Origin of the sequence: Mycobacterium sp. (assembly GCF_049608025.1) — a bacterium.
GTDB lineage: Bacteria > Actinomycetota > Actinomycetes > Mycobacteriales > Mycobacteriaceae > Mycobacterium.
In genome coordinates, this window is the sequence record NZ_JBMYXC010000034.1 from 18,268 (window position 1) to 38,037 (window position 19,770).

General features: G+C 65.6%; 19 protein-coding genes. 10 read left to right on the top strand and 9 right to left on the bottom strand.

Going from position 1 to position 19,770, the window contains the following annotated elements; genetic code table 11:
- Positions 1-57 precede the first annotated feature (57 nt).
- Positions 58-954 (top strand): oxygenase MpaB family protein, encoded by an 897-nt coding sequence (locus ACPGXI_RS12300; RefSeq protein ID WP_526653215.1) that lies wholly within the window; start codon positions 58-60, stop codon positions 952-954.
- Positions 955-958: 4 nt separating this feature from the next.
- Here the strand turns inward: ACPGXI_RS12300 and ACPGXI_RS12305 are convergent, their stop codons facing one another.
- Positions 959-2,191: an alpha/beta hydrolase family protein gene (locus ACPGXI_RS12305; RefSeq protein ID WP_526653217.1), complete on the bottom strand. Its 1,233-nt coding sequence runs from the start codon at positions 2,189-2,191 to the stop codon at positions 959-961.
- Between the two features lie 39 nt (positions 2,192-2,230).
- Here ACPGXI_RS12305 and ACPGXI_RS12310 point away from each other — a divergent pair, with 39 nt between their 5' ends.
- The 4 genes from ACPGXI_RS12310 (at position 2,231) to ACPGXI_RS12325 (ending at position 5,539) form a co-directional block, all read left to right on the top strand.
- Positions 2,231-3,001, top strand: a complete 771-nt coding sequence (locus ACPGXI_RS12310) for a trans-aconitate 2-methyltransferase (RefSeq protein WP_526653219.1) — start codon at positions 2,231-2,233, stop codon at positions 2,999-3,001.
- 269 nt (positions 3,002-3,270) lie between these two features.
- Positions 3,271-3,909 (top strand): hypothetical protein, encoded by a 639-nt coding sequence (locus ACPGXI_RS12315; RefSeq protein ID WP_526653221.1) that lies wholly within the window; start codon positions 3,271-3,273, stop codon positions 3,907-3,909.
- Between the two features lie 96 nt (positions 3,910-4,005).
- Positions 4,006-4,752 carry a phosphatase PAP2 family protein gene (locus tag ACPGXI_RS12320; RefSeq protein ID WP_526653223.1) on the top strand — a complete coding sequence of 249 codons (747 nt, stop codon included), beginning with the start codon at positions 4,006-4,008 and terminating at the stop codon, positions 4,750-4,752.
- 115 nt (positions 4,753-4,867) lie between these two features.
- Complete coding sequence (locus ACPGXI_RS12325; protein ID WP_526653225.1) at positions 4,868-5,539, top strand: L,D-transpeptidase family protein; 672 nt, start codon at positions 4,868-4,870, stop codon at positions 5,537-5,539.
- A 51-nt stretch (positions 5,540-5,590) separates the two neighbouring features.
- Here ACPGXI_RS12325 and ACPGXI_RS12330 read toward each other — a convergent pair whose 3' ends face one another.
- Positions 5,591-6,049 carry a nuclear transport factor 2 family protein gene (locus ACPGXI_RS12330; RefSeq protein WP_526653227.1) on the bottom strand — a complete coding sequence of 153 codons (459 nt, stop codon included), beginning with the start codon at positions 6,047-6,049 and terminating at the stop codon, positions 5,591-5,593.
- Positions 6,050-6,138: 89 nt separating this feature from the next.
- On the opposite strand from ACPGXI_RS12330, the gene ACPGXI_RS12335 reads away from it, so the two are divergent.
- Positions 6,139-8,106, top strand: coding sequence for an Hsp70 family protein (locus ACPGXI_RS12335; protein WP_526653229.1), 1,968 nt, complete (start codon positions 6,139-6,141; stop codon positions 8,104-8,106).
- A 54-nt stretch (positions 8,107-8,160) separates the two neighbouring features.
- On the opposite strand, the gene ACPGXI_RS12340 is transcribed toward ACPGXI_RS12335, so the two are convergent.
- The 5 genes from ACPGXI_RS12340 to ACPGXI_RS12360 form a co-directional block, all read right to left on the bottom strand.
- Positions 8,161-9,954 (bottom strand): FAD-binding protein, encoded by a 1,794-nt coding sequence (locus tag ACPGXI_RS12340; protein WP_526653231.1) that lies wholly within the window; start codon positions 9,952-9,954, stop codon positions 8,161-8,163.
- Between the two features lie 91 nt (positions 9,955-10,045).
- Positions 10,046-11,284: an FAD-dependent oxidoreductase gene (locus tag ACPGXI_RS12345; protein WP_526653233.1), complete on the bottom strand. Its 1,239-nt coding sequence runs from the start codon at positions 11,282-11,284 to the stop codon at positions 10,046-10,048.
- A gap of 9 nt (positions 11,285-11,293) precedes the next feature.
- Positions 11,294-12,049, bottom strand: coding sequence for a hypothetical protein (locus ACPGXI_RS12350; protein ID WP_526653235.1), 756 nt, complete (start codon positions 12,047-12,049; stop codon positions 11,294-11,296).
- A gap of 105 nt (positions 12,050-12,154) precedes the next feature.
- Positions 12,155-13,333 (bottom strand): FAD-binding domain, encoded by a 1,179-nt coding sequence (locus ACPGXI_RS12355; RefSeq protein WP_526653237.1) that lies wholly within the window; start codon positions 13,331-13,333, stop codon positions 12,155-12,157.
- Positions 13,334-13,470: 137 nt separating this feature from the next.
- The gene (locus tag ACPGXI_RS12360; protein WP_526653239.1) at positions 13,471-14,322 is read right to left on the bottom strand and encodes a hypothetical protein; all 852 of its coding nucleotides are present in this window, start codon (positions 14,320-14,322) and stop codon (positions 13,471-13,473) included.
- Between the two features lie 53 nt (positions 14,323-14,375).
- Here ACPGXI_RS12360 and ACPGXI_RS12365 point away from each other — a divergent pair, with 53 nt between their 5' ends.
- Positions 14,376-15,293, top strand: coding sequence for a helix-turn-helix domain-containing protein (locus tag ACPGXI_RS12365; protein ID WP_526653241.1), 918 nt, complete (start codon positions 14,376-14,378; stop codon positions 15,291-15,293).
- 16 nt (positions 15,294-15,309) lie between these two features.
- Here the strand turns inward: ACPGXI_RS12365 and ACPGXI_RS12370 are convergent, their stop codons facing one another.
- Positions 15,310-16,050 (bottom strand): Rv1363c family protein, encoded by a 741-nt coding sequence (locus ACPGXI_RS12370; RefSeq protein WP_526653243.1) that lies wholly within the window; start codon positions 16,048-16,050, stop codon positions 15,310-15,312.
- A gap of 118 nt (positions 16,051-16,168) precedes the next feature.
- Positions 16,169-16,771: a hypothetical protein gene (locus ACPGXI_RS12375; RefSeq protein ID WP_526653245.1), complete on the bottom strand. Its 603-nt coding sequence runs from the start codon at positions 16,769-16,771 to the stop codon at positions 16,169-16,171.
- A 316-nt stretch (positions 16,772-17,087) separates the two neighbouring features.
- On the opposite strand from ACPGXI_RS12375, the gene ACPGXI_RS12380 reads away from it, so the two are divergent.
- The 3 genes from ACPGXI_RS12380 to ACPGXI_RS12390 form a co-directional block, all read left to right on the top strand.
- A complete protein-coding gene (locus ACPGXI_RS12380) occupies positions 17,088-17,957 on the top strand; it encodes an MlaE family ABC transporter permease (RefSeq protein ID WP_526653247.1) in 870 nt (289 codons plus the stop codon).
- Position 17,958: 1 nt separating this feature from the next.
- The gene (locus ACPGXI_RS12385) at positions 17,959-18,816 is read left to right on the top strand and encodes an MlaE family ABC transporter permease (RefSeq protein ID WP_526653249.1); all 858 of its coding nucleotides are present in this window, start codon (positions 17,959-17,961) and stop codon (positions 18,814-18,816) included.
- Positions 18,817-18,831: 15 nt separating this feature from the next.
- Positions 18,832-19,770 (top strand): MlaD family protein (locus ACPGXI_RS12390; protein ID WP_526653251.1); only part of this gene is annotated, 939 nt, incomplete at its 3' end.

Sequence of the window (19,770 nt, forward strand, 5' to 3'; positions counted from 1 at the left end):
CAATATCAGGAAACAAACGTTCGCACTTTTAGCTGCCGGGTGCAGAGGGAGTCGCTCATGACGCTGAACGAAACAACAAGCACGCACGCGCCGGACGTCGAACGTGCGGTGAGCGACGCGGTGGCTCCCGGGCGCTCGTCGAAGTCGGATTGGGACGGAATGCTCGGACTCGGCCTGCTCGCCGGCCCCGCGAACGTGATCATGCAGCTCGCCCGGCCGGGCGTCGGGTATGGCGTGATGGAGAGCCCCGTCGAGAGCGGTCGGGTCGACTTGCATCCGATAAAGCGGGCGCGCACCACATTCACCTATCTCGCGGTGTCCACCAGCGGCACCGACGAGCAGAAGGCCGCGTTCCGCAATGCCGTCAATCGCGCACACGCCCAGGTGTTCTCCACCGAGTCGAGTCCAGTGGAGTACCACGCCTTCGACAAGGACCTTCAGCTGTGGGTCGGGGCGTGTCTGTACAAGGGCACCGTGGACGTCTACCGGCTGTTGGTCGGCGAGATGGACGAGCAGACCGCGGACCAGATCTACCTGCAGGGCCGCTCGCTGGCGACCATGCTCCAAGTGCCCGAGGACATGTGGCCGGCCGATCGGGCGGCATTCGACCGCTACTGGCAGAAGTCCCTGGACCAGGTGCACATCGACGACGCGGTCCGCGACTATCTGTATCCGATCGCCGCGGCCCGGCTGCGCGGGCTGACGCTGCCCTGGCCGTTGCGTGCTGGTTCGGAGAGTCTGGCGTTGCTGATCACCACGGGCTTTCTGCCGCAGCGGTTTCGCGACGAGATGCGGCTGCCGTGGGACGGGGCACGCCAGCAGCTCTTCGACATGTTGATCGCTGCCCTGCGCACCGTGAACAACCTGGCGCCCGGTTTCGTGCGTCAATTCCCGTTCAACGTGCTGCTCAAGGACGTTGACTGGCGGATCCGCACGGGTCGCCCACTGGTGTAGCACTTCAGTCGAACATGAACTCGCTCATGAAGCGGGTCATCCGGCGCAGGTAGTCCGGCTGGCTGACGTGCAGCACGTGATTGCCAGGGAACCAGTGGAATGCGCAGTGGTCCCAGTGCTTCCACAGCATTTCGGCCTGTTCCGGTGGCGCCAGCCGATCGCCCAGCCCGGCGATGATCAGCCGCCTGTCCTTGGCCAGAAGTGGGCGATAGTTCAGCGGGGAAGAGTACATCGTCGCCGATTGGGACAGTTCCCTGTCGGTTCCGGCGAGCAGACCCCTAAGTGCGACCATCTTGTTGGCCGGGAACCATTCGTCCACGGTTCTGTCCGGGGTGACGACGGGCACGTTGGGAATCACCGCCTGGATCCTGTCATCGACACTGGCGATCAACGCGGCGGTGTAGCCGCCCAGCGACATTCCGGTCAGCGCGATGCGATCGACGCCGGTGAACTCCAGGTAGTCGATCACCGAACGGAAGTCGTGCACCGCTTGGGCCATCGCCTCGGCGAAACCCGCGCTGCCGTGTGCGAAATAGCCGTATCCGCTGAAGGGAGAGTGTTTTTCGGCGCGCCGCCCGTGGAACGGAAGTGTGTAGAGCACCACGTCGTACCCGGAGCGGTAAAACCAGGGCAGCGAGAAGAACAGGCCGTTGAAGAGGTAGGGCGACCCCATGAAGCCGTGGATCACGCACAAGGTGGGCCGCGGCCCGTCGCCATGACGCCAATGCTGGGCGTGGACGATGTTATTGCGCTCGTGGCCGCGCTGCCGATCACGCAGGGCCGGGTTGACGGCCTGAAAGTTGCTGTGGAAGCGGATGTTGCGCACGTTGCCGTGCGCCAGCCATTCAGCGACCGGGTTGGCCGGGCGCGAGGACACCCGCGGCAACGCCGTAGGTGCGGGGAAGGACAGCCCGGCATCCTTGGCCGAGGCCAGTTCCGCGTAGAACCTCAGGTGCTCCTCCTCGGCCCGCGACTTTGACGGGCGTAACGCACCAGCCACCGCCGGGACCATCGTGGCACTCAGCAGCGACGCGATGGAGGTGCGCAGCGCGAGATCGGCGACGGCCGAGGAGTCGACGATCAACCGCTGCCGCAGCGTGAGGTCGACTCGTCGCGGCAAGCCGCGTGCGCCCGCATCCGCACCGGGGACGTCTGGGACCGGGATGGGTGGCGACTCTGCGTGGGGGATGGGCCGGGGTGCTCGCTGATGTGAGGTGTCGGGCTCCACGTTGGGCATGCTAACGCGGTCGGTTTCGCCAGGTGCCAGACTGGCGGTATGTGGAGTCCGGATCTATACCTGGCCTTCGCCGACCAGCGGGGCAGGCCATTCGTAGATCTGCTGTCACGGGTCGGCAAACCAAAACCGCGTCGGGTCGTCGACCTCGGATGCGGGCCCGGCAATCTCACCGAGACCCTGATCCGCCGGTGGCCGGGCGCCGAGATCGAGGCCTGGGATTCCTCACCGGAGATGGTCGATGCGGCGCGCGCGCGGGGAGTGCCGGCCCGGGTCGGTGACGTGCGGGACTGGAATCCTGCGCCGGATACCGATGTCGTGGTCAGCAACGCAGCGCTGCAGTGGGTGCCCGAGCATCCCGAACTGCTGGTGCGTTGGGCGGATCGGCTGGCCCCCGGAGCGTGGCTGGCCGTTCAGGTGCCCGGCAACTTCGACGAGCCGTCGCATCAAGCGGTACGTGACCTCGCCGGTCAACCACAGTGGTCAGATATGTTGCAGAATATCCTCCTAAACAGGTCCGACGCCGTACAATCGGCGGCCGGATACGCCGGTCTGCTCGGAGACGCCGGGTGTGACGTCGACGCTTGGGAGACCACCTACATTCACGAGCTGACCGGCGTCGACCCGGTACTGGACTGGATCACCGGGACTGCGCTGCGGCCGGTCCGCACCAGCCTGACCGACGAGCAGTGGGAGCAGTTCCGAGAGGAGTTGATCCCGATGCTCAACTCCTCCTATCCGGTGCGCGCCGACGGCAGGACGTTCTTTCCGTTCCGGCGGGTTTTCGCGGTGGCCCACGTGGGGGCGAGATGACGCTGCCCGCGGGTCTTCTGGCAGCTGCCGGAGTTCAGCAAACGTCGAGCTTCAGCAACTACCGAACTCCAGCAAAGAACCCCTCTAGCTGGCTACATCAGCCGTAATATCAGCGTCAGCACTTTTTTCATAATCCCCCTTATGTTGTGTTGGTCACATATGTAAGTTGGGATGGCGGGCAAAAACAGGTAGCCGACTACTCCACCAGGAATGGTCAATCCTGCTCCACTCCCGTATGACGCCCGTTGCGGCTCGTGATCGGAGGGTTGATGGCCAAAGTCAACCCCAACCGGCCTGCTCCACCCAAAGGAACCCGCCTCGCCGGGGAGGCATTGTGGTCAGCGGTGCTCGACAGGTACGAACTCGAGCATCACGAACTTCTACTCTTGCGTGAAATCGTCCGCTGCGTCGATGACCTCGATCGACTGGCGAACTTGTCTGCCAGGCAAGGAGCGATCACCGCCAACGGGGGTATCGACCCGGCGATCGCAGAAGCGCGTCAGATGCGAATAACCCTGGCCACCCTCATCGGAGCACTGCGACTGCCGGCTGAAGACGAGCGGGCAGGCGACGAACCACGCCTTCGCCAGCCGCAACGTCGCGCAGCTGTTCGCAGTGTCGATCCCTATCCGGCGCCGATGGAACCACCAGCACCGCTGGACCGTCGCGCCGCTACGCGCACCTATGTTGGGCCCATCCAGACGTCGGACCGCCAGCCCGTCTTGCGCGCGGTAACTTCCCAGACGCCGACTCCACAGATGCCGAAGCCGAGACGTCACATTCCCGCTGGGCGACCGGCGCAGTCGAGCCAGATATCGGTGACCGAGCTGGTGGCAAGGCTCAGCGACGGTTACGTACCGACAGCCGATGATGGTTCTGTACCTGCAGATGAGTCTGTCGGGAGATAACTCCCGGGGAGCTTGCACAACACGGACGAACCTCCCAAGCAATGCCGCTGAGCATTGGGTCATCGCGGTAGGTCGGTCGGCCCTGACCCTCAGCCCATGGAGTCGGGTGGTACAGATGATCCGGTGTATGTGCCCAGGGGTTGGCTGATCGGGACCGCCGTGGCGGCGGTCGGCGTCTATGTGCTGTTGTGGCTGGGCTTCGCCCAGAGCTGGAGCTGGCTGACGCGCATCGACGCGTCGGCGCTGGAGCCGCTGCATCATCTCGGTGAGGCGAATCCGGGCTGGGTCACGGCGTGGAATGTCTTCTGCATTGTGCTGGGGCCGAATGCGATTCGGTTGGTGGTGCTCGTCGTGATCGGCGTTGCGCTGTTTCGGCGCAACGTCCGCATGGCGATGTTTCTGGTGATCACTGTGGAGTTCAGCGCCCTGGTGACCGAGATCGGCAAGGCGCTGGCGGACCGGCCCCGGCCCGCCACCGCGTTGGTGAGCGCCTACGGGACATCGTTCCCGTCCGGGCATGCGCTCGGCGTGATGGTCGCGGTACTGGCACTGCTCACAGTGGCACTTCCGGCGGTGCGCCCCTCTCGCCGCGGTTGGCTGATCGCGGCGGGGGCCGTGCTCGTGGTCGGGATCGGCGTCGGCCGGGTGGTCCTCAACGTGCACCACCCCTCGGATGTGATCGCGGGATGGGCGCTGGGATACGCGTACTTCGTAGCCTGCCTGCTGATACTGCCGCCGCGGCGCCGGATCGCAGATGCTGGCGACGGTAGCGGATCAGTCACCCAGCAGGGCTGCGTCGCGCCACCGGACGAGACACCGGCAATGCCTGATAGTGCGCGCTGAAGCCGGCACCGGCACCGAAGTCGCCGCCACCACCGCGTGGGCCCTTGGTTGGTGGCTTGGAGATCGTGTCCGAATCTTTATGCCGGGTATGGCCCCGGTCGGCAACTATGGAGCGGTGCGTCGAGTGCTGAAGCTGTTAGGCGCGGCAGCGCTCTGTCTGGTGTTGGGCTCGGTGGCAGCGCCGCACGCGATGGCCGATTTCACGCCGTGGTTCGCCCGGTCGGTTGCAGGGGCCACCCAGGTGCTGTCCGTCACCGGGGTGGGCGGTTCGGACGCCAAACTCGACGTGTGGGAGCGGACCCCCGCCGGCTGGCAGCCAGTGGCCGGAGGTGTCGGCATCCCGGCGAAGATCGGCGCAAAGGGCATGTCGCCTGACCACTTCGACGGATCGATGATGACTCCGAAGGGCGTCTACACCCTCGATTTCGCCTTCGGCACCGAACCCAACCCCGGCGGGGGCCTACCGTATGTCCAGGTGGGCCCGGATCATTGGTGGGACGGCGACATGAAGAGCCCCACCTACAACACGATGCAGGTGTGCAAGAAGGATCAGTGCCCGTTCAACACCTCTCTGAGCGCGGGAACCGAGAACCTGGAGATTCCGCAATACGCTCACTCGGTGGTGATGGGCGTCAACAAGGAACGAATCCCCGGCAAGGGCGGGGCGTTTTTCGTGCACAGCACTGATGGCGGGCCTACTGCGGGCTGCGTGGCGATCGATGACGCCGTGCTCGTCAAGATCATGCGGTGGCTGCGGCCCGGCGCGATGATCGCGATCACCGAGTAACAAGATACTCAGGCTCTTCAGGTATCCACGGCAGTCAGATATTCACGGCAGTCAGATGTTCAGGGCGCGGCCGGCCTTGACCTTGAAGTTCAACCCCTCCAACGACATTGAGGCGTCATAGGTTCGGTCGTAGCCGGTCTCGCAGATTTTCCAACCACTCTCAGTCTTGCGGTATCTGTCGTGGTAGAAACCCGCGCCGATCAGCATGAAGTTGAAGGCAGGTGCGATCACGCGGTCCTGTAGGTACCAGGTCGCGCGGGCCTCGTTGCCGTCGACGGTGATCTCGGGATGGTTGACCCGATGTTCGGTGAGGATCTCAGATCCCAGCGACGTGCGCATGAAGCCGACGAGTTCGTCGCGGCTGGTGAAAAGGTGCTCTTCACCGAGCGACTCGCCGTACCGGCCGACCACGTCCTCGGTGAGGGTGTCTGCGAACTCATCCCAGTGCTTGGTGTCGAGAGCGCGGAGATACCGGTACTTGACCTGCTTGATGTCTGCGATGTCACCCATGGCCGCCATTGCAGCACACCAGGCATCCCGGCAAGGCGCCGAGTGTCTAACCGGCTGGTGACGGTTCGGGCGCTATCGTGGCCTGGGTCATGAACGATCCTCTGGGGTTGTCCGTCGGGACGACCAACCTGGTCGCGGCGAGCGCCGGGCATCAGCCGGTGATCCGGCGCTCAGTGCTGACCCTGTTCGGCCACGCCGCTCCCGAGGTCGGCACTCCCCGAAAAGATGCGCCAGCAGCCGGCGGGATGGTGTTGTCCGGGTTCGTCGACCGCGTCGGTGATCCGGTGCCACTGGTTGCCGGGGACGGCGCGACCTACCCGGCCGAACAGCTGGTGGTGGAAGCGCTGGAGTCGATGGCCGGGCTGTGCTCGCCCGCACCACGCACGTCGATCCCGGGCGTGGTGATCGCTGTCCCCTCGTACTGGAGCCCGGCGATGTCGGGCGCGCTGCAGGCCACGCTGGGGGCGAGCGAGGTCCTGAACCCGGGTGGTGTGGCGCCGCGTGTGATTCCGGACGCGGTGGCCGCCCTCACGGCGCTGAACGTCAACCCGGGCATCGACCGTCGCGGCACGGTGGCCCTGTTGGACTTCGGTGGCGGCGGCACCAGCATCACGCTCGCCGACGCAGCCTCGGCATTCGACGTGATCGACGGTACGGACCGAATTCCCGAATTTGCCGGCGACCAGATTGATCAGCTGTTGCTGAGCCATGTGCTGGAGGGACTCACCGGCGACGGCGATGTCGACCCTGGCCAGACGGCAGCGGTCGGATCGCTGGCCCCGTTGCGGGAGCAGTGTCGCTCGGCAAAGGAGCGACTGTCTCGAGAAACTGTCACGGAGCTGACCGTCGACCTGCCCAACCACCGCGCCGAAGTCCGCGTGACGCGAGACGAGTTGGAGGACCTGATCGGGCGGCAGCTGGACGGTGTTGCCGCCGCACTCGAAGACATGTTGGCGCGCAACAACATCGGCTGGGATGCCGTCTCCGCCGTGGCCTTGGCCGGCGGCGGTGCGAGCATTCCGCTTGTTGTGCAGCGCCTCTCGGAGCGCTCGCAGGCCGCCGTGGTGACGAGCGCACAGCCCGGCCTCGATGCGGGCGTGGGCGCGGCACTGCTAGCCGACCAGTTGCGGGAGGCAGACATTGCTACCGGGGTGGCACCGGTATCGCCTGCGCCCGCTTTGGCCTGGTCTCAGGACGACGAACCCGACGACGTTATCCCCTATTCGGGAGCCGACCATTCGGGAGCCGACCCCTACGACGGAGCCGATTACCTATCTCCAAACCCGTACGCGTCCGCTGAGGATGTTGTCGCGACTTCCGGGCCCGAGTCCCTGGCGCAGGACGACGTCAAGCCTTGGCAGCGCCTGCCGATGTCGGCGCTTGGGATCGCGGGCGCGGTTGCCCTGGTGGCAGTGGGCGGCATGACGATCGCGTTGACCAGTGTCGACGGCGGCGACCGGGAGCAACCGCAACCCCGGAACGCTCCTTTGAGCAGCGCGTTCACTCCGTCCGATCCGCCGGCGGAAACGATCACCCTGAACAATCAGCCGGCGCAGAACCCGCCCGAGCCGACTGCCCCGGTCGATCCGTCGAACGTCGTCGCCACGACGACTCCGACCACCACGGCCGCGCCGACGACCAGCACCACATCGCCGACCACCACCACGACCACCACGACGACGACGACCACTACCACCACGACGACGCCGACGACCACCACCACGACGCCGACGACCACCACCACGACGGCGCCGACGACCACCACACCGGCAACAACCCAGGCGACGCCGACGACCACGGCGCCGGCGACCACGCCGGCAACAAGTCAGGCGACGGCAACAACTCAGGCGACGCCGACAACTCAGGCGGCGCCGACGCCACAGGCGACGGCAGCAACTCAGGCGACGGCAGCGCCACGGACACCCACGGCTGCGCCGGCGACGGCCGCGCCTGTGACTGGCGCGGCCGGTTCAGAACCCACAGCGCCGGCGATCACGACGCCGCTGCTCCCCATTCCGTCCGCCGCGGTGCCCATCCCGATTCCGGACGGCCCTTAGCGGCCTGGATATCCAGGTACCTGAATATCCAGGTAACAGTGACCGCTGGCGAAGCTACTCGCTACCGACGCCGTGGTGCACGCGAAATAGGTTGTCGGGGTCTACTTTTCGCTTGATCGACAGCAGCCGATCGTAGTTCGGACCCCAGAAGGCTTGCTGCCAGTCGGGTTCGAAGTAGTCGGCTTCGGCGGCGTATGTGCCCGCGCCCGGTGTGGCGTCGCGGATGATTCCGATCGCCTCGATCGCCGGCGCGGCAGACTTCCGCCCCGCCTCGAGGTCAGGCTCGTGACCAGCGATCCCGGGGTAGCGCGCGCGCTGCGCCGAAGCGAAGATCACCTGGGCTGCTGCCTCGAGGCAGGCCGGGTTGAAACTCGTGGTGCGTTCCCGAGCAGCCACATCTTCCGGGACACCGGCTAGGCCCTTGTTGATGTGCAAGCCGAGCCTGACAAGCCGCGAGGCGTCGAACAGGGTGGCGACGAGATCGTCGGGTGTGTCGACGAACAACTTCAGCGGGATGAAACGGGACAAATAGGTGTTGAGGAACTGCGACACCTCTGTCTGGTTGCTGGTCCACCAGAACTGGCCGCCCGGCTGATCCGTGCGGGGGTCCAGGGTGATCATGTCGGGGTCGGTCCGCTCCCAGTATTCGGCGTTCCAGAGATCGCGGAACGGATGGCTCTGGAAGTCGAGATCCACGGTTGCGACGCCGTCGGCCTGCAGAGCCGAGAGGAAGGGATCCCACACCGCTCGCGCCTGCTCGGTGCTGAGGTCCAGCCAAACCATCGAGAGATCCAGGGAGTTGTCGGGTGTGACCGCGATCTGCTCGCCCCAGGAGGGGTTGTTGATCGCATCGGGAAAGAACCGGACGAAGCGACCCAGTAGATCCCGGAACGCGTCGTCGTCGGCAGTCGTGATGGTGCCGCTGAGAACACCCACGGTCTGCGGGATGGGATGCGCCAGGTAGGTGATGCGGCTGACGACGCCGAACGTGCTGCCGCCGCCTCCCCGAAGAGCCCAAAACAGGTCGCTGTCCTGGCCTTCATTGACGACGCGCACCTGGCCGTCGGCCGTCACGATCTCGATTTCGAGCACGCCGGCGCCGCCGGTTCCGAAGCGCTTGGAGAAGCTGCCGAAGCCGCCGCCGAGAGAAAAGCCGCCGCCGGCTCCCACTGATGTGCAGCCGCCGCCCTGGACGTAGACATCGTTGGCGGTGGCCTCCTGGTAGACCTCCAACCACCGCGCTCCGGCCGCGACGCTCATCGCCGTCACCGGCGGAGTGTCGGCACTCGCTCCGGCGACGCGGTATTCGGGAAGGAAGGTGACCTCGCGCATGTTGTGGGTCCAGATCAGCAGCGAATCGGCCGCATTGGAACGACCGAGGTAATCGTGGCCGGTGCCTTTCACAGTCAGACGGACCCCGTTGTCGCGAGCGAAGTCAACCGCAGCGGCAACGTCGGCGGCACTTTCTGCGGCGACAGCGTAGGGGCTGACCTGTCCTTCCCACGCGTCTAGCCAACCGCTGGTTTGTAGCGCACCGGCGTTGTCCTCATTCCAGAACGGGTTCTGCATGTTTTCCAGCACCAGCGAGCAGGCATCGCTGGTTGCGTCCTCCTTGCACGGCGCCAACGGCGATTGGACCGTTATCAGCCGATCACCCACCTGCTCGCGCAGCGCCGCCCATTCATCTTCGGTCGGCCATCCCGCAGGCTGCGTCGCCGTCGGGGTCGTCGGGCCCCCGTCGCCGTTCGGTGACGAACAGGCTGCGAGCACCGCCCACGCCGAGGCGGCCGAAGCCCCGCTGATGAAGCCACGCCGCGAGATTGCCCAGGGTTCCTTGTGGCCCGTCATGGCCAGTCACCCTACGCCCATCGGCGGCCGCTCGATCCCTGTCGTCACTGGTGTGTTCTTGTGCGGCGGACGCGATGCGCAGTCCGAACCGTCAGGAGGCCGGCGGTGTCCTGCGCGCGAATGCCGGCGCGCGTTCCGGCCGAACACCAACGCCGACAAAGTAACCGGGGATCACCGAGAGCCACGGGGCGGCTTCCAACAGACGGACCAGGGCCTGCGGCGGACCTGTCACCTTGCCGCCGTGCAGAATCGGGCCGAGCAGACGCTTATCGAGTTGGCGCTGGAAAGCCTGCGTGACGACCGTGGGCGCGAGTCGGCGGCGCCGCACTGCGGCCAGATCGCGCTGGGTCACTCGGCCTTGCCGTATCGGCTCGGCCAGCAGACGGGCCGCCGCGACCCCGTCCTGGACCGCCATGTTGATTCCCACGCCACCGGCCGGTGACATCGCGTGGGCGGCGTCACCGATGCACAGGAGCCCGTCGGTGTGCCAGCGCCGCAGACGATTCAAGCGAACGTCGAGCTCTTTGACGTCGTCCAGCGTGGTGACTGCCCCAACTGTGTCGCCGGCCTCGGGAAGCAGTTCGAGGACATCGGCGTGGAACGCCGCGAGGCCGCGCGCCCGGAGTCGGGCGTCCGATCCCTTCGGGATGAGCATCGCGATCTGTAAATAGCCTTCCCGGGGGATGACGATCATGGCTTTGCCGGGGGCAACCCGGGGAAACAGCGTGTAGCACGCGTCGTCCGCATGCCGAGGCAACCGGAACCACCACGCGTCGAAGCTGGCCGGCCATTCCCGGACCTCAAACCCGGCGTCGCGACGGACCAATGACGAGCGCCCGTCACATCCGATGGTGAGGTCGGCGCGGAGTTCGCCGGGGCCGTCTGCGCTCTGGTACCGAACCCCCGCCACCCGGCCGCCCTCGTGCACCAGGCCGGTGACCTCGGTGCTCATTCGCAGGGTAAAGGTCGGCTCCGCCGCGCCGGCCTCGGCCAGCAGGTTCAACAGGTCCCATTGCGGAACCATCGCGATGTACGGGTGCGGCTGTCGCAGCCGCTCGAAGTCGACGAGTGTCACGGAATGACCGGGCCTCACGTCAATCGCGGCTTGACGTAGGTGACTCTGCGGCAGCTGGGTGAACTTGGGCCACAGCCCGAGTTCGTCGATGAGCCGCAGAGTGGTGGGGTGCACGGTATCGCCGCGGAAGTCGCGGAGGAAGTCAGCGTGCTTCTCCAGCACGGTGACCTCCACCCCGGCGCGGGACAGCAGCAGTCCGAGCACCATCCCCGCCGGTCCCCCGCCGACGACCGCGCAGGTGGTTTTCTCGCTCACACCCACAGGTTAGCCGCGGGGGTCTGTCACTTCTGGGTGTTGGGAAACCCACTGCCGTCCGGCCTTCGCGGCCCGGGAGAGCGCGCCGTATTCGCCCAAGTAGGCGGCGAGGGCGCCGACCCCCGGCAGGATGCCCAGGTATCTGAAGGGCTTCCGGGGTTGCGGGCGCTTGGCGAGTTCCTCGCCGATGGCGTCGAGCAGGCCCATCAGGGTCCACATGGCTTTCGCGATCCCCAGCGGCGTGCGGGGAATGTCCACCGGGGGGAGATCGGGATCCGCAGCGTCCTCGACACCTGACAGGTCTCGGTGACACAGCACCGCGGCCAGCATGCGGACCTGTTGCTGATCGTCGGAGACGCCCAATTCGCTTGCCACAGCGCACATCACGATGGCCTGGCTGGCGAACCCGAGCAGGTCCTGGATGGGCAGGCGGCTCACCATGGCGCCCAGGAATCCGGGAAATGCCACCGGCACGGTGTTCAACGCGCCGACGCGCCGCACCCACCAGTTGATCCGGGCGTCGGTGTCCAGGGCATCCCAGGCCGCCGTGCCGGGGACGTCTGCGGCATTGAGGACGCAGGTGAACCCGGCGGCGACCCTGTCGATGGGTCCGCCCCCCGGGTCTGGGCGGGGTCGCTTGACGCCGAGTGGATCAGTGCCCCACAGCACGTCCAGGAGCGGGCCGATGATCCGCACGGCGCGCCCCAGTACGTCCTGGACTTCGGCGTCGGTGATCGCCACGTGGGGTTTCGGTATGAGGTTCATGATTGTCCCGGGTGCTAGATGGATTCAACGATCAACGGTAGCCGCAGAACCGGTGGCCTTCGTTCACACCGGGTCGGGCCGCCCGTCGAGGAATGTGGCTGCTCCTCAGAACGGGTAGTCGGGAAGTTCGAAGTCATCGCGAAAAGTACGAGCTACCAAAAGGTTCGCCACCCCGGGGAACTGCGCGGCTCGCATCCCGAGGGTGCGCAGCCAGATTCCCATCTTGGTCTCGGCGGCGAAGAAGCCGACCATCCGGAGGGCACCGTCCTGTTTTTCCTCGACGAACGATCGCAGCCGCCGCTCGTAGCCGGCGAAGCCGCTGACGTGGTCGCCGTGCGCCGCGTGAAGTTCGCCGGCCAGCACGTACGCCTCGAGCATCGCCAGTCCGGTTCCCTCGCCGGCAAGCAACGAGGCGCAGGCCGCCGCATCGCCGACCAGCGCCACCCGGCCCTGCGTCCAACGATCGAGGCGAATCTGGCTGACGACATCGAAGTACACGTCCTCCGCGCCGTCGACTGCGGCCAGGATCTGCGGGCATTCCCAGCCTGCGTCGCCGAACTCGGCGCGCAGCCACTCCCGGCAGGCATTGATATCGCCGACGTCGCCGGGCTGTTCGGCGCGCCCGACGAAGAGGAGCAGCGTGCGATCGTCGCGGAGGGTGAACCGGCCGACCTGGCGTCCGGGGACGTTGTAGGTGATGTAGGTCAGCTCATCGCGCGGCTGGTAGCCGCTGACGACGCACGCGGCCACCATGCAGCCGAGATAGCGTTCGTGGGTGCCTGCGCCTTCAAAGGCCAACCGCCGCACCGTCGAATGTAGGCCGTCTGCGCCGATGACGAGGTCGAACTCCCGCTCGGGGGATTTGGCGAACGTCAGCCCGACGCCGTCGGGCATGTCGTCGATGCCGGTGATGGTGTCGCCGAACATGGTCTCGACGTGGTCGGCGACGGTGGCGTAGATCTCGGCGGCGAGATCGGAGCGGGCGATACTGGTGTAGCGCCCGTCTGTGGCGCGGCGGAACGCGTCGACCGACACCTCGGCCTGCTTGCGGCCGGCCGCGTCAACCGCACGTAGGGAACGCACCTGATAGCCGGCGTCGCGAATGGCGGCCTCGATACCCATTCGCTGCGCGACCTCGTAACCCAATCCCCAGAAGTCGATGACGTATCCGCCGGTGCGCAGTGCGGGTGCATGCTCGATCAACGTCGGGACGTGACCGGCGCGGTGCAGCCAGTAGGCGAGCGTCGGGCCTGCGATGCCGGCACCGCTGATCGCGATTCTCACGGGCGTACCTCCGATCGGGGAGTCCAACTTCGTGCGTCCTGCCCCTGATCATTTCGCAGCTGCTCGGCGTGACCGCGCGCAGCATCCCCCCAGAGGTCATCGCCCCAGAGTTCTACGTCGGGGGGCTGCCAGCCGTCTCAGCAATTTCTCGAACCGCTGGGAATCGCGGCGTAGGGCGCGGCCTCCGGGTGGAACGCTGTGTGGCGCCAATCCGCGTAAAGGAGTTTGCATCCCAGGTAACCGAAGATCAGGGGGAAGACGAAGTACTGGTATTGAGTCCAGACCAGCGCGAGCAGCGTGTCAGCGACACCTCCCGGCATGTTCTCGAAGCCGCCGAAAACCTCACTGAACGAGAAGATGAAGGTCGCGACAACCGGTTCTCCGGCACCCAGCACCGGGATCAGATAGCGCAGCGAAGAGCGCCTCTTGTTCAGGCGCCAGAAGGCAAAGGCGGAGGCGACGTTGACGAAGGCGTACATCTCGAGGGCGAAGAAGGTCGAGTTGTGATTGACCGTGCGCAGGTCGACAGAACTGAATGAGGCGAGGTCCCACCAGTACATGTGCAGCACACTCTCGCGCATCCACGCGGTCTGGGCAACGACGTCGTTCAGGGTGTTGAGATCGTGAAAGACGAAGGGCGAGAAAATCACCCACGGGATCTCCCAGAGTATGTTCGTCATCACGTAAGAGACCATCCACAGCACCAGACACTCGTGGAACAGCTGCAATCGAGGCCGTATCCGCGCCCCCGGGAGCAACAGCGGAATGATCCAGCCGTTGAGCCAGATGCTGATCCCGTAAAGGGAGGCTTTGGTACTTGTGGTGAAGTCGAGCGCGCCGAGATAGAACAGCGTCGCGAAAATGGCGGTCGCGCCCCAGAACACTGCCGTCCAGATTCCGAACGCCCGCCACGTCGGCGACGAAACGCGGCGTTCTTCGGCCGGTACGTGCACCGCTTCGTCGACGCCGAAGCTGTTGAGTCCGCTCATCGTGCCTCCATCGCCCTTGCTTCTGTCGAATTATCGACATATCGTTCGATATTGTGACGGAAAAGCTAGACCCGTCGGCAGCCTCGAGTCAAGGCGCGTCGCCGCCCACCGAACGGGTGATCTCCGTGCTGGAACTGCTCGGCCGAGAGCCGGCCAGGCAATTCTCGTTGGCCGAGATCTGCCGCCGACTCGGCATCAGCCGGGCCACCGGTCATGCCATCGTGACCACGCTGGCGGCCCGGGAGTGGTTGGTCAGGGATTCCGCGACGGCGGGCTACTCATGGGGGCCGGCCAGCACTGGCCTGGGAAGACCAGCCAACACGCGGGTGTACCGGTCCGACCTGCAGGCGCTGGCCGCGGCCACCGGCACGCAAGTCTCGCTGGCTCGCCGGGAAGGAGCCACCTTGCTGGTCGTCGATACTGTCGGCGAATGCCCCAGCGGGCCCAGAATCTGGCGGGGCATGCGAATGCCATTCGTCGCCCCGTTCGGGCGCGACTACGTCGCCTGGTCCGACGCCGAAGGGCAGAAGGCGTGGATGGAGGCGCTCGGAACCCCCAGCCGTGAGTTCCGGCGCCGAATGAACTTGGTGCTCAAAGAGATTCGCCAGCGGGGTTATGTCGTCGAGCGGCTCACTCGTGAGTATGTGCGAGTCTACGCCGCGTTGCGTGCGCTCAGCACCGACGGCGAGGTCGATGAAATCACCACGCAGTTGGCGCGTGCCTTCGCCGATGTCACCGTCGTCGACATCCTGGATGACGAACTGTCGGGTGGCATGTCCCACAGCGTAGCCACGGTTTCCGCGCCGATCCGCAATGGCGACGGCGTCACCACGATGGCGGTCATGGCGGCGGTCTTCGCCACTATGGGCCCTGCCGATCTTCACACGCTGGGCCGGCAGGTACGCGGCACAGCCCTGGACATCGAGGAACGCATCGCGCGCTACGGCGACGCGGATCCCAGCTCGGCGTGAGCGCCGACCGAGAGCGTTATGGCAGGTCGACCTCGGCGGCTAGCCACCGGTCGCCAACCTTCTCCATCGTCATCACGACGCGGCTGCGGTCCAGCTGCGGTTCTGGTGCAGTCGCGTTGCTGACCACCTGATCGATGAACAGCACAACCTCGACCCTGTCCTTGGTGGCGGACTTGACTGCCGAATCAATGACCACGCCTTGCGCCGCTGCCTCGTTGTCGATCAGCACCTGGCGAAGCTGGGCGCTGGATTTCTGATAGAGATCGTTGAACTCGCCGGTCGAGCCGTCGAGGACTTCGGCGATGTTCGCGTCGACCGCGTTCGGGTTGATGGTGGTCAGCGTGAGGGCGAATTCCTCTGCCGCATCGAGTGCTTGCTCCGCGGCGACATCCACCTGATGGTGCTGGTATAGCTGCCAGCCGGCATAACCGGCGAACGCCAGCACCGCGACCAGCACCACTGCAGCGATCCACTGAATCGGCGATGGGCTCTGCCGCCGCCCGGTGGCGAGACCGTCGGCCCCGCCGAAGCCATCGTCCTCACCGGTCTCGTCGCCCGTCTCGAGGCCGGTTTCGTCGCCGGTCTTGAGGCCGGCCGCATCGCTTTCCTCGTCGCCGTCCGTGGTGGCATCCGCCTGCGCTGGATCCGGCTTTTCTGCCGCGTCATCAGTGCTGGCCTCGACCTCGGAGGAAGTGGCCGGTCCTTCATCGTCGCCTGACTCGCTGTGGGCCTCTGCGGTATCGGCCGGAGACTTCACCTCAACTACCTACCCTTCGTCCCGGGATCGGGACACGACGCGCACACCATATCCGCTCGGCAGAACGTCGACACGGGACGGCCGGTGTCGGTGGCGATCGGCGGGCCGGGTCGAACGGTCAGTTGCACGCCCCCAAGTCGCGCAACAAGTTGCCCCACGTCGCGGCGGCAACGATGTTTGCGTGGATAACGCCTGCGGGTTGCTGCTCCCGGATGCCCACGCCGATGCGGTTGAGCTGATACGTCACGGTGGTGATCTGATCGCCCCCGTATATCGGCGAGTATGGGCCGAAATTGTTGGGTGTGTTGGTGATGGTCAGTGGTTGTACCCGGGGCGCCAGGAACGCCGTGGACTGTTCGATGTTGGCCAGTACAGCATTGGCCTGCCCCTGCACACCGGGTGCCGAGTAGTCGTCATGACGGTTGGCGAGGTTGTCGTTGAAGCCGTAGATCTGGCCCATCAACTGGTCGAATTGGGCGTTGAACCACTGGCACGAATCCGACATGCCGCTGAGCATCTCGGGGGTCACCTGATAGGCGGCCGCGTGGTACTCCCAAATATCGGTGTTGGGCGACCAGTCGGTCGGTCCCGGCACGAAGACCGGCAACGGCGGTGGGTCCGGTTCCGCGAGAGCGTGGCCGGACGTCAGCAGACCGGATACGGCGATTGCCGCAGCACACGCCAAAGCAGAGCCCATCCGTCGCACAGTCTTCGCGCCCATTCGTATCCTCCCCGACACACCATTACCCGACCGGTTGGGCCTCTGCGGCCAAACGGTCCAGATAGTCGGCCGATCCGCCGGAATTGCCAACGGACATCATGAATGACCCACTATGCCCCGCTTCCCGAGGCGCGAAAATCGATCTCGTCGAAACCGGCCGTAAAACCGCGAACGACCTCTACCCTGACGACCGTACAATTTCGCCACCTTTCTGATAATCCGCAGGAGCTTGATTTGACCGACCCGAAGTCGTTGGGCAGCCTGGCGCGCGTGTGCGCGCGCGGCCCACTGCGGACCAGCTAGCGGACACCCGGATATGACCATCGAGCAGGAACGCCCGACTCGCAATGTCAAGTCGCGCGAAGGTGTGGTCGCGATCCAGGACTGGTCCAAGGGGTACGTCAAGCGGCATCCCCTGGAATCCCTGGCAACGGTCGGGCACCAGTGCGTCCTGGCGGTACGCACCATTCAGTACTTCTTCTTCGACCTGTTCACCGGCAAGTTCCAGTGGGGCGAGTTTCTGCGGCAGGGCTCGTTCATGGCGTCGACCGCGGTGATGCCCACCATCTTGGTGGCGTTGCCGATCGGGGTGACGCTATCGGTTCAGTTCGCTCTGCTGGCCAACCAGGTCGGCGCCACCTCGCTGGCCGGCGCGGCCAGCGGACTGGCCGTTATTCGCCAGGCCGCTTCGCTGGTGGCGGCGATCATGATGGCCTCGGCCGTCGGGTCGGCAATCACCGCCGACCTCGGTTCTCGCACCATGCGCGATGAAGTCGACGCCATGGAGGTCATGGGGGTCTCGGTCATCCGCCGCCTCGTGGTGCCTCGATTCGCCGCGGCCATCATCGTCGGTGTCGGCCTCACCGGCATCATCGCCTTTGTCGGCTTCCTGGCCAGCTACTTGTTCAACGTCTACTTCCAGGGTGGTGCACCCGGCAGCTTCGTAGCGACGTTCGCGTCCTTTGCTACACCGGCAGACATGGTGGTGGCGCTGCTCAAAGCCGTCGTCTACGGCGCCATCGTCGCGATCATCGCCTGTCAGAAGGGCTTGTCGACCAGGGGCGGGCCGACCGGTGTCGCCAATTCGGTGAATGCTGCTGTGGTGGAAGCGATTCTGATCCTGATGATCGTCAACGTCGCGATCAGCCAGCTCTACAACGTGCTCTTCCCCAGGTCGGGGCTGTGATATGACTGCCTCTCCGTTCATCGCCCCTGTTCTTCGGCCGTTCGTCCGCGGCTACCAGAGGCTCTCCAAGCCGGGCATCCGCATCGGCCACATGGCCATGTTCTTCTTCCGGGTCATCGCCGGTGTTCCCTCGGTGCTGCGGCACTACCGCAAGGAATTCCGGCAGCTGCTCTCCGACATCGCTTGGGGCAACGGGTCCATCGTGGTCGGTGGCGGCACCGCCGGCGTCGCGATCGTGCTCGGTGTCACCGCGGGCGCCCTCGTTGCCCTCGAGGGCTACAACTTCCTCAACCTGCTGGGCCTGGGCCCGGCGACCGGCATCCTGTCATCGCTGGTGAACACCCGTGAACTCGCGCCGATCATGGCGGCGCTGGCATTCGCCATGCAGGCCGGCTGCCGGTTCACCGCGCAGCTGGGCTCCATGCGGATCGCCGAAGAGATCGACGCCCTGGACTCGATCGCGATCCCGCCGATCCCGTTCCTGGTCACCACCCGGCTGATGGCCTCGGTCATCGCCGTCATCCCGCTGTACCTGGCATGTCTGGCAACCACCTACATCACCGCCCAAATCGTTGCCGGCATCATCAGCGGTGGCTCCACCGGCCCCTACCTGCATTACTTCACGATGATGCTGACCAGCACGGACATCATCTATTCGGTGATCAAGTGCGTGGTGTTCGTCTGGATCGCCTCGACCCTGCAGTGCTACTACGGCTTCTACGCCACCGGCGGTCCCGAGGGCGTCGGTGTCGCGGCCGGACATGCCATGCGGGCGGCCATCACCGTTGTGGTCATCGCCAACATGCTGCTCACCATGGCCATGTGGAGTGTCGACGCCGGCGCGAAGTTCGGGGGTTAGCTCGTGGGAAAGTCGATGGGGAACTCACTGGACCAGGACGGACGCGGCCCCTCCGATCGACAGTTGCTGATCGGCGGAATCGCTGTTTCGCTGGTGATCGCGCTCACCGTCGGTACCTTGCTGATGAAGTCGACCGGTCGACTCGACAAGTTCGTCCGCGTGGTCGCCGATCTGGTGAACGTCGGTGACGGCCTGCCCAAGAGTTCCGACGTCAAGTACCACGGTTTGCTGGTCGGCAGCGTGAGTAGCGTCGTCCCGGCCACCCACGGCGACCCCAACTTCGTGCACATCGACCTCAAGCCCCGCTACGCCAAGGACATCCCGGCCACGGTGACCGCCCGCGTGGTGCCGAGCAACGTGTTTGCGGTGTCCTCCGTTCAGCTGGTCGACAACGGCCCCGCGGCCGGCATCGAAAGCGGCGCCCACATTCCCGAGGACAACGATCTGTCGACGGTGGTCTTCCAGACCACCATCAGCAAGCTGCGCGACGTCCTGGCCGCGGTCGGCCGCGGCGGCAACGACCACAGCCTGGGCATTCTGGCCGCCGTCGGAGCCGCCACCGAGAACCGGCGCGTCAAGCTCCTCAACGCCGGTGCACAGATGACCCGGCTACTCGACCAGCTCAACTCCATCGTCGCCACCGACCCGGGCCCGTCGACGGTCTCAGCGCTGGTCGACGCCACCCGAGGTCTCCAAACCGCGGCGCCTGAGCTGGTCGATGCACTGCAACAGGCGGTCAAGCCGATGCAGACCTTCGCCCAGAAGCGCGCGGAACTCACTACGTTGGTCGCTGGTTCGCAGCACACGTTCGGCGTCACCAGGCAGGCGTTCGACAACAACACCGACCAACTCATCCAAATCACTCACGATCTCACCCCCGTTGTCGGCGTGCTCGCCATGCAGGAGGACAAGTACGTACCCATCTTCAGTAGGGTCAAGCGGTTGTCCGACGTG

Coding starts and splice junctions, on each gene's coding strand:
- ACPGXI_RS12330 (WP_526653227.1), bottom strand. CDS start 6,049: ATGGGTGACATCGCAGACATCAAGCAGGTCAAGTACCGGTATCTCCGC.
- ACPGXI_RS12385 (WP_526653249.1), top strand. CDS start 17,959: ATGACTGCCTCTCCGTTCATCGCCCCTGTTCTTCGGCCGTTCGTCCGC.
- ACPGXI_RS12315 (WP_526653221.1), top strand. CDS start 3,271: ATGGCCAAAGTCAACCCCAACCGGCCTGCTCCACCCAAAGGAACCCGC.
- ACPGXI_RS12320 (WP_526653223.1), top strand. CDS start 4,006: ATGGAGTCGGGTGGTACAGATGATCCGGTGTATGTGCCCAGGGGTTGG.
- ACPGXI_RS12310 (WP_526653219.1), top strand. CDS start 2,231: ATGTGGAGTCCGGATCTATACCTGGCCTTCGCCGACCAGCGGGGCAGG.
- ACPGXI_RS12300 (WP_526653215.1), top strand. CDS start 58: ATGACGCTGAACGAAACAACAAGCACGCACGCGCCGGACGTCGAACGT.
- ACPGXI_RS12375 (WP_526653245.1), bottom strand. CDS start 16,771: ATGGGCGCGAAGACTGTGCGACGGATGGGCTCTGCTTTGGCGTGTGCT.
- ACPGXI_RS12360 (WP_526653239.1), bottom strand. CDS start 14,322: ATGAGCGGACTCAACAGCTTCGGCGTCGACGAAGCGGTGCACGTACCG.
- ACPGXI_RS12305 (WP_526653217.1), bottom strand. CDS start 2,191: ATGCCCAACGTGGAGCCCGACACCTCACATCAGCGAGCACCCCGGCCC.
- ACPGXI_RS12340 (WP_526653231.1), bottom strand. CDS start 9,954: ATGACGGGCCACAAGGAACCCTGGGCAATCTCGCGGCGTGGCTTCATC.
- ACPGXI_RS12350 (WP_526653235.1), bottom strand. CDS start 12,049: ATGAACCTCATACCGAAACCCCACGTGGCGATCACCGACGCCGAAGTC.
- ACPGXI_RS12380 (WP_526653247.1), top strand. CDS start 17,088: ATGACCATCGAGCAGGAACGCCCGACTCGCAATGTCAAGTCGCGCGAA.
- ACPGXI_RS12335 (WP_526653229.1), top strand. CDS start 6,139: ATGAACGATCCTCTGGGGTTGTCCGTCGGGACGACCAACCTGGTCGCG.